The 13,712-nt window shown below is 51.1% G+C and carries 14 protein-coding genes; 7 read left to right on the forward strand and 7 right to left on the reverse strand.

Annotated features, from left to right (window positions below):
* Positions 1 to 101: 101 nt before the first annotated feature.
* Entirely contained in the window at positions 102 to 872 is a 771-nt protein-coding gene (gene hisA / locus H6F93_RS03700; protein ID WP_190679299.1) for a 1-(5-phosphoribosyl)-5-[(5-phosphoribosylamino)methylideneamino]imidazole-4-carboxamide isomerase, read from the reverse strand.
* 217 nt (positions 873 to 1,089) lie between these two features.
* Between hisA and H6F93_RS03705 the strand changes: the two genes are divergently transcribed.
* Positions 1,090 to 1,383 (forward strand): hypothetical protein, encoded by a 294-nt coding sequence (locus tag H6F93_RS03705; protein WP_190643189.1) that lies wholly within the window; start codon positions 1,090 to 1,092, stop codon positions 1,381 to 1,383.
* Positions 1,384 to 1,391: 8 nt separating this feature from the next.
* Entirely contained in the window at positions 1,392 to 2,363 is a 972-nt protein-coding gene (locus tag H6F93_RS03710; protein ID WP_190679301.1) for an Npun_F2552 family protein, read from the forward strand.
* 262 nt (positions 2,364 to 2,625) lie between these two features.
* Here H6F93_RS03710 and H6F93_RS03715 read toward each other — a convergent pair whose 3' ends face one another.
* Entirely contained in the window at positions 2,626 to 3,165 is a 540-nt protein-coding gene (locus tag H6F93_RS03715) for a hypothetical protein (RefSeq protein ID WP_190643191.1), read from the reverse strand.
* Positions 3,166 to 3,202: 37 nt separating this feature from the next.
* Positions 3,203 to 4,192, reverse strand: a complete 990-nt coding sequence (locus tag H6F93_RS03720; RefSeq protein WP_242043288.1) for an undecaprenyl-diphosphate phosphatase — start codon at positions 4,190 to 4,192, stop codon at positions 3,203 to 3,205.
* Positions 4,193 to 4,522: 330 nt separating this feature from the next.
* On the opposite strand from H6F93_RS03720, the gene H6F93_RS03725 reads away from it, so the two are divergent.
* From H6F93_RS03725 to nadB, 4 genes are all read left to right on the forward strand, one after another.
* The gene (locus H6F93_RS03725) at positions 4,523 to 5,284 is read left to right on the forward strand and encodes a DUF3120 domain-containing protein (protein WP_199313453.1); all 762 of its coding nucleotides are present in this window, start codon (positions 4,523 to 4,525) and stop codon (positions 5,282 to 5,284) included.
* A 251-nt stretch (positions 5,285 to 5,535) separates the two neighbouring features.
* Positions 5,536 to 6,531 (forward strand): FHA domain-containing protein, encoded by a 996-nt coding sequence (locus H6F93_RS03730; RefSeq protein WP_190643192.1) that lies wholly within the window; start codon positions 5,536 to 5,538, stop codon positions 6,529 to 6,531.
* Positions 6,532 to 6,708: 177 nt separating this feature from the next.
* Positions 6,709 to 7,134 (forward strand): photosystem II complex extrinsic protein PsbU, encoded by a 426-nt coding sequence (gene psbU / locus H6F93_RS03735; RefSeq protein WP_190643193.1) that lies wholly within the window; start codon positions 6,709 to 6,711, stop codon positions 7,132 to 7,134.
* A 140-nt stretch (positions 7,135 to 7,274) separates the two neighbouring features.
* Positions 7,275 to 8,996, forward strand: coding sequence for an L-aspartate oxidase (nadB, locus tag H6F93_RS03740; protein ID WP_199313454.1), 1,722 nt, complete (start codon positions 7,275 to 7,277; stop codon positions 8,994 to 8,996).
* Here nadB and H6F93_RS03745 read toward each other — a convergent pair.
* From H6F93_RS03745 to H6F93_RS03755, 3 genes are all read right to left on the reverse strand, one after another.
* Positions 8,986 to 9,552 (reverse strand): NUDIX hydrolase, encoded by a 567-nt coding sequence (locus H6F93_RS03745; protein ID WP_190679303.1) that lies wholly within the window; start codon positions 9,550 to 9,552, stop codon positions 8,986 to 8,988. The genes nadB and H6F93_RS03745 overlap by 11 nt on opposite strands.
* Positions 9,553 to 9,615: 63 nt before the next feature.
* Entirely contained in the window at positions 9,616 to 10,926 is a 1,311-nt protein-coding gene (locus tag H6F93_RS03750) for a M23 family metallopeptidase (RefSeq protein ID WP_242043289.1), read from the reverse strand.
* Positions 10,927 to 11,116: 190 nt separating this feature from the next.
* The gene (locus H6F93_RS03755) at positions 11,117 to 11,974 is read right to left on the reverse strand and encodes a biotin--[acetyl-CoA-carboxylase] ligase (protein WP_190679305.1); all 858 of its coding nucleotides are present in this window, start codon (positions 11,972 to 11,974) and stop codon (positions 11,117 to 11,119) included.
* Between the two features lie 60 nt (positions 11,975 to 12,034).
* On the opposite strand from H6F93_RS03755, the gene pgeF reads away from it, so the two are divergent.
* Positions 12,035 to 12,877, forward strand: a complete 843-nt coding sequence (gene pgeF, locus H6F93_RS03760) for a peptidoglycan editing factor PgeF (protein ID WP_190679307.1) — start codon at positions 12,035 to 12,037, stop codon at positions 12,875 to 12,877.
* A 15-nt stretch (positions 12,878 to 12,892) separates the two neighbouring features.
* On the opposite strand, the gene H6F93_RS03765 is transcribed toward pgeF, so the two are convergent.
* On the reverse strand, positions 12,893 to 13,576 hold the full coding sequence (locus H6F93_RS03765) for an ROK family protein (protein WP_190679308.1): 684 nt from the start codon (positions 13,574 to 13,576) through the stop codon (positions 12,893 to 12,895).
* Between the last annotated feature and the right edge of the window lie 136 nt (positions 13,577 to 13,712).

The raw sequence follows: 13,712 nt of genomic DNA on the forward strand, positions 1-13,712 counted from the left end.
TCTACGCTCAAGTTTGTAGCAGATTTGAGAAAAATTTGCTGCTGGCTGACTCGATTCAGACCATAGCCCCAGATTGATCCCAATCTCCAATTTCTATCGCTTTAAGCAAACGCTGAACCCAAATCGGGAGGAACGTCCTGCCAGCGACCAGGACCGATCGCCCGCAATGCTTCCTTCAACACAACATCTCCGGTGTACAGCGCCCGACCTACAATCACTCCCGTTACACCCGTTGGCTCTAGCGCCAGCAGACTGAGCAAATCGGTTGTGGAGCTAATGCCGCCGGACGCAATAACGGGAACCGAAACGGCTTCTGCTAGCTCTCTCAATGCCTGCTGGTTAGGCCCTTGCAGGGTGCCGTCCCGGTGAATGTCGGTGTAGATGATCGCGGCAACGCCTGATTGAGCCATTTGCTGAGCCAAGGCGATCGCCTCTACCTCAGAAGTCTCTAGCCAGCCGCGAGTCGCGACTTTGCCATTTCGCGCATCGATGCCAACGATGATTTGTTGGGGAAATTCCTGACAAAGTTGATTCACCAAATCGGGCTGCTCGACTGCGACCGTTCCTAGAATGGCGTAGCGGACTCCCATCTTGAATAGGTTAACGACACTTTGGCGATCGCGCAGTCCACCGCCCACCTGAACGGGCACATTCACGGATTGGGCGATCGCCTCAATAGCCTGCCAGTTAACCGGATGCCCTGCCTTTGCTCCATCTAGGTCAACCAGGTGCAGCCGAGTTGCGCCCTGCTCAACCCACTGCTGCGCTACAGCTACCGGATTTTCGTCAAACACCTGAGACTGCTCATAATCTCCCTGATAAAGCCGGACACAGCGTCCTTTGAGCAAATCGATCGCTGGAATCACATCCACAGCTGCTAATCCTCTCTATATCTATCAACCACAACGCGTTAGACCCACTCTTATCTAAGGCAGGATGTTTTAAGGCGTACCCCGCTCCAAAATACCCAGCCTGATGTAGAAACGGTGTTAGGACTCTGCTTACATTAAAGAAAGCCAGAATCATAAAATTGTGCACCGTTCCGCGCCCATAGTGTATGGTATCCCCTAAACGTATTGAGAGGCTCAGATGTACAGTCAAGAAGGTTATACGCAACTGACGTTTCACTACATTGACGGTCGTAGTGAGTCTTTTACGGTTTACGAACCGATTGAAGACGCTGCCAACCCTCCAGGACTGAATTTAGAGGTACGCCACCTGTTAGAAAAAGACTGGTGGATCGTAAACCTAGAGGAACAAACGGTGTTTATCAACATTGATAATGTGATCAAAGTTGAAGTGAAGCCTGCTATTCCTGACCTCAGAGGGGAAGGCGTTTTTTCTAATGCTGACCAGGTGACTACCATTAATCGGATGCGATAAGGATAACCATGCAGCCAAGCGTAAGTCTAATTCGGGCTGAAAGTTATGAAGTTCAGCAGCTACGGGCTCATTTAGAGCAGTTGCTAGAGCCTCTGGGCGGAATGGCGGCGTTTGTGAAAGCGGGCGATCGCGTCTTACTCAAGCCGAATCTGCTGACGGGGGCACGTCCCACTAAGGAATGCACGACTCGTCCAGAGGTGATCTACTGTGTTGCCCAAATGGTGCAAGAAGTAGGTGGAAAGCCCTTTTTAGGGGACAGCCCCGCCTTTGGCAGTGCCGCAGGAGTAGCCAAGGCAAATGGCTATTTGCCCTGGCTAGAGAAATTGGGTGTCCCCATTGTGGAGCTGCAAGGCAAGCGCTACGAAACGGTTAGTGCAGACTTTAACCATCTGCTGCTTTGCAAGGAAGCGATGGAAGCCGATGTGGTGATCAACTTGCCTAAGGTGAAATCTCACGTGCAGTTGACGCTAACTCTGGGTGTGAAAAATCTGTTTGGCTGTGTTCCTGGCAAGATGAAGGCTTGGTGGCACATGGAAGCTGGGAAGGACAGCGATCGCTTTGGCAACATGCTGGCCGAGACGGCTCGGGCGATCGCCCCTAACCTGACCATTATGGATGGCATCATCGGTCATGAAGGCCAAGGTCCCAGCGGTGGTGAACCTCGTCTCTTGGGTGTTTTGGGCGCTTCGGCTGATGTGTTCGCGCTTGATCGAGCGATGGTAGAAATCCTCAATGCTGACCCCGCTGCGATCCCCACAGTGGCTGCTTCTCAACGCTTAGGAGTTTGCCCTGAGTTGGAATCTATCCATTTCCCTCATCTCATGCCCCAAGAGCTAAAAATTCTCGACTGGAAGCTACCCGAACAGCTGATGCCGATTGACTTTGGTGCACCTCGCGTGATCAAATCGACCTTCAAGCATCTCTACATTCGGTTCATTAAAGAACCCATTGCAGCTTATGCTTCCCAGGCGCATTTGTAGTTTGAGAGAAGTTATACCAAATCGTCTATAAAGTAGCAGTATCGGTAGGGGCGAAGCATTCGGTTACAATCCTTGCAACTAAAGCACAATTCCTTGACAGAATGCTTCGCCCGTACACCCAATAGTGCTTCTTCCCAAAGCGGATTCCGTATTAGATGATGTTCTGGGAAAAGATTTAACCCTCGGGTAGGGGCGGATTTTGACAGAGCCTTTGCCCATAACCGATAGCTTAGTTGCTAGACCTGCCCTTAGGCGGTGTTAGCTACAAACTAGACTCTTCAAGAATTTCCTCAGATTGACCCGGTAGCTCTATCGAAGAGATGATTCTGGGAACAGGCAAGAGATACCGGGTTTTTCCTAGTTCTTCCTGCAATTCTTCTGTTTGGGCTGCGATCGCATTATATTGATTGACCAACTTAGAATACTCAGCGTAAAGCGAATCATACTTGGCGACGGCAGCATTATGGTCACTTGCCATTTGGTTATGCTGCTCAACTGCTTTGGTATAGTCTGCCTGCAAAGAAGCCGGGATTCCGTCTGGATAATCCTGATTAAATGTGGTGATTTTTGACTGCAAGGTCTGAATTTCAAAGCTAGATGAACTTAGCTCCAGCGTCATCTCTTTTAGCCAAGATTCCATCTCTTGCATTGCAGAATGCTTTGCACCAAGTTCTACCTCAAGATTGCTGAGTTTAATCCGGTCGTCCCGCTTATCAAAGTTTTGGACGCTGACAAAAACCAGATTCACGCCGAAAAGAAATGCGATCGCTGTAACCAGTCCAAGTAGCCGAATTCTAAACATCGTTTGCACTCTCTGATGCTCTAACCAATCTTTTAAGCTAGCTGCTAGCAAGCCGCCCACTGGCGATCGCTAACAATAGGGATAAGCCAAATGCCAGCCGATACCAAACAAAAACCCAGGTACTTTGGCGCTGCAAGAAACGAATCAACCAGGCGATCGACAGATAGGAAAAGATGAAAGTTGAGATAATTCCCACAATCAGGGCAGGCAAAACATCCAGGTGATTTCTGATCTCGGTCGACTGGTAAAGGGTGGCGATCGCCAAAGTTGGCAAACCTAGCAGGAAAGAAAACTTGGCTGCTGCCTGTCGCTCCAGTCCCAAAAACAGAGCCATGGTCATCGTCGAACCAGAGCGAGAAGTTCCTGGAATAATCGCCAGCATTTGCCCCAACCCCACCAAAATTCCGTCCTTGATTTCAAGCAGGTTGAACCCCCGCTTGCGACTGCCAATTTTCTCAGCCAGACCCATCAAAAGCGACATTATGATAGACATGCAAGCAATGACCAACGCCCCCTCTAGTACGGATTGAGTTGCCTCTGGCAAAAGCTTTTTGTAAAGCAACCCTCCTGCCAATGCGGGCACCGTACCAATCGCAATGCCAACAAAAATTTTCCACTCCTCTTGTTCCCAGTTCTTTTTGCGAAAAGCCGTCCAGCTTCCCGTCAAAGTCTGGTAGATGTCTGACCAGAAGTAGATTAGTACTGCAATGACGCTGCCAAACTGAATTGCGTCTACAAAATACTTCTCTCCCAAAACATCCCAGCCAAACACTCGGGTAAACACGAGCAAATGCGCTGTACTGCTAATGGGCAGGAACTCGGTTATTCCCTGAACAAGCCCCAAAATAACGGCTTGCAGCAGATTTACTTCCCCAGCGGCGACAGACTCGGTTTGAGCAATCAATGAGGGCAGGAAGGATGCGGGCATTAGATCATGAGGTAAGGCAAGTGTGCATTCCACAGACTGAGTCCAACTTGTTAAGTTGGTCATTAGAGTTAAACCTGCATTGATTTCGGCCAAACCCATGCTCACTCCTCAATAAAGTCCAAGTTTCAACAAAATTGCTGCCCTAATTTAAGCTTGAATTGCTGAATGTGTCTGCCTTAAAGCCTCAGCTATACAAAATCTTTTCACCCCGGCACTATTCAAGCGACAGGCTAAAAGATGCCAAATCCCTACGCAAATCTTACGCAGTAATCTGCCTCTATCCCGGAATTTTTAGAGAATCAGGAGCTTGGAAGGTTTTGAGAAGGCGCGTTTTCGGACTTAAAAAACTGCGCTATTGTTGTTAAATATGCCCCCCAGGGGGATAATTTTGTGATATGTTAAAAAAAGTAAATTAATACTCATAATACTTTGTCTTCTTTTACTCCGTCATCGACAGCCCTCTACCAGGCTCGTCTAAAAGAACCCTCTTTAACTGAAGCGCCTTCCGAGAGTTGGGTGGGCGATCGCATCTCACCAAGTCGCATCTCGCAGTCCTGGCGGTTTTTTGCAGCTTCTGTATTTTTAGTATCGGTACCTGTTTTTTTTCAAGCCCCGTTAGTTAGATGGTCGCCTTGGCTTAGCTTAACTCTAACTTTGGCTTGGCTAGGGTTGGGCCAGTGGCTTCAATCTCGCCCTTCAAGTAATCCCTCTAGTAAGCTCTGGGGCGATTTGCTATTGGGGTTCGCTTGGACGTGGCTAGCAGGTTCGATTTACTGGGGTTGGTTTAGATGGGAGCCACTCCTGCATTTGCCGATTGAAGCGGTCGGACTGCCATTCACCCTTTTGTGTCTAGCCAAACAGCGCGGAAAGGTGGGTAACTGGTTCTATCTGGGTTCCTTATTTGGCACAGTCATGACGGATCTGTATTTCTACATAGCGAACCTGATTCCCCACTGGCGACAGCTAATGCAGGTGGAGCCGAGCCAAGCGCAGTCTATTTTGCAGGATGCGGTGGCTCAAATTCAAACTCCCTGGGGAGTCTGTTGGGCTACCTTTCTGATCATCATTCTTCTGGTGGTGGGTTGTTTACCCATCCGCTCTCGACAGCTACACTGGAGAACGTTTAGTGGAGCCGTGTTGAGCACTTTGCTAGTTGATGGTTTGTTTTGGCTAGCTGCTTCCTCCGTCTGAGTCAAGATATGATTTGAGGTATCCTGAGTCGACACGGCAACATAGTTCACTGAAGACACAGGTCCTTGGCACTGTTGCGCTAGTATGGAATCTCCTGCTAAGGAGCGTTGCGCTATGGCACCGTGCTGAAGTTGGGTCTACAGAGAATTATTGAGGTTAAGGTTTCCAATATTTGTATTTTGGGAACCTTCGTGAGTTATGGATAGATGCTTCAGGATGCATCATAGGGAAAGATCAGCGGTTCTTAGCCTGTGGTGACTTCACAACCCGTTCCCCATCTGATACTTCGTAACGAGTCAGGTAATCGTTATCTCTCCTTAGCAGGCAGCAATTGCTGGACTGTCGGGCGAGGTGATGATAACAACTTTGTGCTGCCTGATCGCTGGATTTCCCGTAACCATGCCATGCTTCAACGGATGGAGACGGGAGAGTTTTACTTGATCGATTTAGGTAGCCGCAATGGTTCGTTTGTCAACGGACGGCGAGTCAGTGTGCCTGTAACGCTACAAAATGGCGATCGCCTCACCTTTGGGCAGACCGAGCTAGAGTTTTACTGCCCTCCCATCGAGCACATGACTGACGCTTCGATGGGGGGAGTGCCAGATTCAGAAGAATTTACCGCTACAGCAACCCTGCATGTGCGACGGTTGATCTCGGTGCTGGTGGTTGATATTCGTGACTTTACGGTGATGACCCGACAGCTTGACGAGAAAGTGCTGTCTGAGGTGATTGGCACCTGGTTCCGCTGTGCAGGAGACATCATCCGCGAATACGGAAGCTGGGTTGATAAATACATTGGCGACGCGATCATGGCGGTCTGGATTCATGGCGCTCAAGGCGTTAGCCATGATGAAATGATCCGCATTGCTCATGCCCTCAGCGCTCTACACAAGATGACTAGTCAGCTGCATGAGCGCTATCCTTTGCCATTTCCGCTACGGGTTGGGGCAGGCCTAAATACGGGCTACGCGATGGTTGGAAATACCGGAACAGGCGATCGCCCTGATTACACTGCTTTGGGTGATACAGTCAATGCGGCCTTCCGACTAGAATCGTCAACTAAGCAAATCGGTATGGATGTTGCCTTGGGCGAAACAACCTACAAATATTTAGCAGCCTCTGGTGCTAACCCCAAACTATTTAATCAATACACCGTCAGTATGAAGGGTTACGACTCGCCGACCTTGACCTATGCAGGCTCTTTTGCTGATCTGAATACTTTTCTGCAGATAACCGGGAAGGTGTAGGGATCAAAGGCTATCGTTTGGGGATCGATTGAAAAATTGGACGGGAAGATTCTCAAGGGTGGCGATCGATTGACCAGCGGAAGTGGTAGTCTCTAAGTAAGCGCTGTGTATAGCTTGCATTGCATAGGTTTGAGTTCAATCGATTTAGATTAATTTGGAGCGGGAGGGATCTTACTAATGAGACGACTGGTTGGCGTAGTGCTGGTTTTAGGTTTACTGGTCGGTTGTTTAGGATGGCTAGGGTTGCCTCAACCAGCCATTGCAGCTAATTTGAGTAGCCTGACCTTCAATTCATCCCCAGTCTTGGCAGCAGATATCCGAAACAGTGTGGATGACAAGATGCTTGAGCTGGGTAGAAAGTTGGACTTAAACAACACAAATGTCCGTGCTTTCACCCAATATCCCGGACTGTATCCCACCTTGGCTCGGATGATTGTTAAGAATGCACCTTTTGATGAAGTTGAAGATGTCCTGAACATGCCCAACTTGACCGATCGCCAGAAGGAAATTTTGCAGGCAAATCTGGATAAGTTTACCGTGACCCAGCCAGATGATGCTTTTGTTGAGGGAGGCGATCGCTTTAACAACGGCATTTATCGATAGGACTGGTTAAAACCGAGTTAAATTTAATTCTTTCATCTCTGTCGAATTCGACTCGCTCTCTGTACAGTAGGTTTAATCCAAAAGTTATTTCAGGTCATCCTGCATTGCTTTTGCTACTGTTCTCAGGGAGCGATTTTTAATTGCCACATTCGTTAGATTTTGATGTGCTTGATTTAGCCCTCTCTCAGCCATTTGATGTTTTAGTGGTAGGCGGTGGGGCAGCGGGGCTATATGCAGCACTTTGTTTGCCGGAGCATTTTCGCGTCGGACTGATTACCAAAGATACGCTCTCGCTTTCTGCCAGTGATTGGGCTCAGGGCGGCATTGCAGCGGCGATCGCTCCCGAAGACTCTCCTATCCTCCACATCGAAGACACGCTCAAAGCTGGAGCCGGACTGTGTGACCCTGCTGCTGTAAAGCTGCTAGTTGAGCAAGCCCCCCGCTGTATTCAATCTTTAGTCGAGATGGGTGTTGGGTTCGATCGCCACAACGGAGACCTGGCGCTCACTCTGGAAGCTGCTCATTCTCGGCGGCGTGTACTTCATGCCGCAGATACAACGGGCCGGGCAGTCATCACCACGCTGACGGCACAAGTACTGAGCCGCAAAAATATTCAGGTGTTCTCGCAAGCGTTTGCCGTAGATCTCTGGTTAGCTGCCGATCGCTGCAAAGGCGTTAGCCTTGGCTACCAGGGAAAAGTAATCTGGCTACAAGCTGGAGCCGTTGTGTTAGCCACTGGCGGCGGCGGACAAGTTTTTGCTCAAACGACTAATCCTGCTTTAAGTACCGGAGATGGTGTGGCAATGGCGTGGCGAGCAGGCGCACAGCTGCGCGACCTGGAGTTTGTCCAATTCCATCCCACCGCATTGACTAAAGCGGGCGCACCCCGATTCTTGATTAGTGAAGCCGTTCGGGGAGAGGGCGCACATCTGGTTGATGAGCAGGGGCAGCGATTTGCTTTTGACTACCATCCTGACGGAGAGCTTGCTCCCAGAGACGTGGTTAGTCGGGCAATCTTCAGCCACCTGCAAAAAACGGCGACTGATTTGGCGACAGCCCATGTTTGGCTTGATCTGCGTCCCATTCCAACTGAAACGATCCGGCATCGCTTTCCCAACATTATTCAGGTGTGTCAGCAGTGGGGCGTAGACGTGTTCCATGAACCGATCCCGGTTGCTCCTGCTGCCCATTACTGGATGGGCGGTATCACGACCGACTTGATGAGCCGCACTTCGATTCCAGGACTGTATGCGGTGGGAGAAACAGCTAGCACGGGCGTACACGGAGCCAATCGACTGGCTAGCAACTCTCTGTTGGAATGTTTGGTTCTTGGCGCGCAGCTTGCCCATCTGGAGCTTCAACCCGCTTCAGAATTAGAGAGCGGAAGAGCGGGAGAGCAGGAGAGTGGGGAAGTCTCGCTGGCTTACACTCCAGATGCGGCGGAGGTCGCTCAGGTTGAAATGCTGAGGCAGGAAATTCCTAAGCTAGTTTGGCAAAGTGCTGGAATTTGCCGAGAACAGCGATCGCTTGAAGAGGCGATCGCCCAAGTCGAAACCTGGCAACAAAAATTTGCTGTGCTCTCACTCACTCAAACTTTGGTAGACCTGCAAGTAGATCACTTCTTGCAGCTAGACGTTCCTAACCCTGACTTGCTGCTGCGAACCTGGGGCGAAACGCGCAATCTTTTAGATACCGCCTATCTGATCCTGAAGAGCGCTGCCTTGCGCACTGAGAGTAGGGGCGGACACTACCGGCTGGATTATCCTCACACAGAACCTGACTGGCAAGTCCACACATTGGTTTGCCATCAAACCTGGCAAACCTCGACCGCTTCTCCCCAACCCTCAAACTTTAACCCCTAACCCCTTTACCTTCCAGAAAAGGCTTTGCCAACAGCAGGCTACAGATCGTCTTCGCGTCTACCGCTTCACCTGATTGGATGGCTTGCTCTAGCTCTTGAGGAGTCATGAGAATAGTTTCCATATCCTCATCTTCGTCTTGGCTGGGTGGAAGCTCAAGCTTCTCCAAGTCCTGGGCTAGAAACGCGTAAATAATTTCATCAGAGTAGCCGGGAGCCAAGAAAAACTCTCCCAACTTTTGCCAGCGATGAGCCCGATATCCAGTTTCTTCCTCAATTTCTCGCTGCACGGTTGCTGCCGGATCTTCGTTCGGTTCGACAGTTCCCGCCGGAAACTCTAGCAGACGACCCTGTGCTGCAAAGCGATATTGCCGCACCAGCACCAGCTTTCCATCAGGAGTGACTGGAACTGCCAGCGCCCCTCCCGGATGGCGAACACATTCCCAATCGCCTTCGACCTGATTGGGCAGGCGCAAACGAGTGACTTCAAAGTTAAACTTTCGTCCCTGGTAGAACAGCCGTTTGCTGAGAAGTTGGGAAGGCTCTTGACCGGGTGGCATGAAGGGGGATGGGGATTAGGGATCGGGGGCTAGGGATTGGATACTGCTCCAAAAGCTTCATCGCTATTGGACGAAGTTAGCGGCAGCCTGACTGGTGGAGGTGAGGTAGAAGGTGCTGGCGGGTTTCATGGCTAGACCAACGTCCCGAAGTCCTTTGATTGCTAGCATCGCCTCACTGTCGGGCTTAGCGGGAACTTGAGCGTTCCGGAAGCCGTTGGTTAGCTGGGCTAGAGCTTCCTGCAAAAGCTGACCTGCATCCATTGCCAGCCAGCCCTGATCAGTTTTTTGACGAAACTCAAAGTGCAGGTGGGGCCCAGTCGAATTGCCCGTACTGCCGACGCGACCAATCACTTCACCTTGCTCGACCCATTCTCCTGGCTCGACAAACAGTTCAGACATGTGGGCGTAGAGCGTTTCAATGGTTTCGTCGCCGTGGGACATGACGACCGTTAAGCCATAACCGCCCATGAAGTTAGCGATCGCCACTTTTCCGGTGTAAGCCGCGACGACAGGGGTGCCCATAGGTGCGCCAATGTCGGTGCCCTGGTGCAAGCGATAACCACCAGAAATGGGGTGCAGCCGCCAGCCAAAGGCAGACGTGATTACAGAGGGAATCGAGAGCGGAAACATCAGGCTGACGTTGCCATTTCCAGGGAGAGCGGAAGGGCGAATGGTGCGGCTAAAGTATTCTCTGCCTGAAGGGGTGGTGCCGCCGATGGTCACGCCGCTAGGTCCAATGCTGACTGGACCTAACCGCAGAGTACGATCGCCACTTTGCGAGGCGGCTACGGTTTGAGAATTGCAGATGCTAGCGGGTACATTTTGACCGCTCGCTACCGTTGCCTGACAGCCTGTTGAGCGCTCAGAGAAGACTACCGCAGGCTGTTCATAGCCTTGGGTTGCGCCGATGCTGTACTCGGTCGAGTCAATGTAGCTGTTTTGCTCGACTGCTGGAGCAGAGTTGGATGGACTTAAGTTGGATGGACTTAAACTGTCTGCTGTAATGGGTGTGTCGCTAGACAGCCCAGGCACCACAATCGTCGAAGCATCGGGTGCAGGTTGGCTGGAGGCTTGACTGGGAGAAGAACTAGGGGCAGGGCTTGCTGCTGGGGGTTGCGTCACAACGGGAGCCGGAGCAGGTTCAGGTTCAACCACGACTGGAGCGGGGGGCGCAGGCTGCGGGCTGCTTTCAGCAGGCATCAGCAGGTCTTGAGCGCTAGGAACAATTACTTCCGAAGCATCAGGTGTTTGGGCAAAGGTGACCATACTGCTGCTGAGGATGCCTAAGCCACCTAGCCAGCCGATTCTTCGAACTAGTAGCGATCGCTGAACGGAAGATTGGGTTGAAATTCGAGTATTACGTCGTTGAGTCATCACTGCGTCCGCTACGTTAAAAACTTGCCCTGAGCGATTTAGGCTAACTGTTTAAGTCTTATTTATATTGCACTCAACCTATGATGATGCAACAAACCGGGTGAGACTTCCTCCAGGTGGTCATCATTCTAGTCGTCTACTTGGGGCATTCGGTTCCATCAGCATGGAATTACGATGATTTGCCAGCAGACTAGACTGATGCACTATTGCCCAGATTGCCATACCCCAGACTGATTGTACCGGGCTTGAGGCTAATTTCGGTTGAAGTAGCGGGATTTTCCTGGTTCAAGCAAACTTGCAGGTCGCCTGTTGCAGAAACACCCGTGACCTGTGCGGTCTGCTCTGCCCCAGGCTGATCGATTGTAACAAGGTGCCCGATGCTGGTTAGGAGTGCCTGATAGCGCGGCAAGATTGCTTCGATGCCGTGCTGCTGCCAGAGTTGATAGCCAGCCATCATGCCTTGCAAGGCGATCGCCGCCAGCATTTCTAATGAAGAAATCGCCGGATCGGGCTGCTTCAGAATTTCCTGCAAGTTAATTCCTGTGGGTGGAACGGGATTCTGCCAATTGATCCCCACGCCTACGATCGCTTGTGTGATTTGCCCCTGCTGCATTCGCGTCTCAGTCAGAATGCCACCCAGCTTGCGTTTCTGCACAACCAGATCGTTCAGCCATTTCAGCCCGACTGGAATACCGTAGTTTCGCAATGCTGCTGCAATGCCCCAAGCGCTACAGAGTGTCAGTTGAGCGCTATTTTCTACAGGAAGATTGGGGGTAAGCGCCAGGGATAAGTACAAGCCGCCTGGAGAAGACTGCCACTGTCGCCCCCATTGCCCTCGCCCAGACTGTTGCTGAAGGGCGATCGCCACGGTGCCTTCGGTTGCGCCCTGGTCTAGCAAATTCCAGAGCACACGATTGGTTGAATCAACGGTTTCAAATAGGTGAACTGTAAACGACGGCTCATTGGCTTGGGACAATTCTTGCCCTGATCGAATCTGATCGCGGCAATGCGATAAGGCGGTTTTGAGCTGATCTGGATCGAATCTCAAGGGTGAAGTCAGCCTGAATCAATGCGGGTTAGACTAGCATAGATTTTGCCCCCTTCACCCATGACAACTTCTGTAGCAACCTGGCAGTGGCAAACTTGGCAAGGGCTGCCATACCTGACCTGTAGCCTCCTGGAACCCTGGTCGCACGGTTTTTTTACCCAGCAGTTTTCGCCGCGATCGCCCGCTGAATTGGTGAAAGTGCTTGATCCGGCAGTTCCGGCTTATCGCATCCGCCAAGTTCACGGAAACAGGGTGCTAAGTCCCTCGGAAGTCGAGCAGTTTCAGCAGGAGCAAATGTCCTCTGAATCAGGCGATGAAATTGAAGTTATCTTTCCCCCTGCGGATGGCTTGCTGACGGAGCAAGCAGGCCAGGCAATATGGGTCTGTAGTGCAGACTGTGTGCCTGTGCTGATTGCAGATGTTGAAACTGGGCAAACAGCAGCAGTTCATGCAGGTTGGCGCGGTACAGCGGGCGCGATTGTGCCAGAAGCGATCGCTCGCCTGTGGACACAGGGCAGCAAACTGCACAATTTAAGAGTCGCAATGGGGCCTGCGATCGCCGGAGAAGTTTACCAAGTGTCCACCACGGTTGCGGCTGAGGTTGGGGCAACCGTGGTGCAAGATGTGGTTAAAACAGAACCTACTCCAGAGCCAGAGGTGATTTTGGCAGCACTGAGAGAATTGCCAGAGTCTCCTTTGTTAAGTGACCCCCAGCCAGGACGGGTACGGCTAGATGTGCGACGAGTCAACGAGCTTCAGCTTGAGCAGGCGGGCATTCCCCCAGAACACATTGCGATCGCCCCCTACTGTACCTATCAGCACGCTGAGCATTTCTTTTCCTATCGTCGCGATCGGCTCAAAAAAGTGCAGTGGTCAGGAATTGTGAGTCGGAGACTGCCCTAGCCCCTAGCCCCTCTTCTAGTCACGCCAAAGAGCAATCCCACCCAGTAAACCCATGATGTTTTCCACGATGGTGACGTTGGCGGGTAAGTTGAGCGTGACTTGTCGGGCTTCGCCGCCCCCGATGTAGAGACGCTCGTAATTAAATAGATGCTCTAGAGTGGCGATCGCTTTTTCTAGACGACGATTCCAGCGCTTTTTGCCAATCGATTCTAAGGCTGTCCGTCCAAGCTGCTCTTCGTAGGTTTGATCTTTGCGAAACGGGTGATGTCCCATTTCTAAGTTGGGTACCAGTTTCCCATCGACAAATAGAGCAGAGCCAAAACCCGTACCCAGCGTGATCACTAGTTCCACACCTTTTCCGGAGACGGCTCCTAAACCCTGAATATCAGCATCGTTCGCGACACGGGTAGGTTTGCCCAGTTTTTCAGTCAGGGTTTTCTCCAGGTCAAAGCCGACCCAGGAAGTATCAAGATTTACGGCAGTGTCAATGATGCCCTGCCGCACCACGCCTGGGAAACCGACAGAAACCCGATCGAAAGCTTGAGCAGATGCAAGCTCGGCGATCGCCCCGACAATTTTTTCTGGCGTAGCAGGCTGAGGTGTATCTACCCGCGATCGCTTGTTCTGAGGCTCGCCTGTCTCGTCTAAAACCAGCGCTTTGACTCCGCTCCCACCAATATCAACCGCTAAAGTTTTCATTCCAAAGTTTATAAACTGTGAGGATACCCTATAGCCGTTCAAAATGGGTAGGATTTGCCCTAAAGGAGGTACTTCTCACAACTACCCATCTTCAACTGATTTAAGCAATTAGTTTCAGAACAGCCATATCGATCCT

The organism is Leptolyngbya sp. FACHB-671 (genome assembly GCF_014695745.1).
Lineage (GTDB): Bacteria > Cyanobacteriota > Cyanobacteriia > Elainellales > Elainellaceae > JAAUTN01.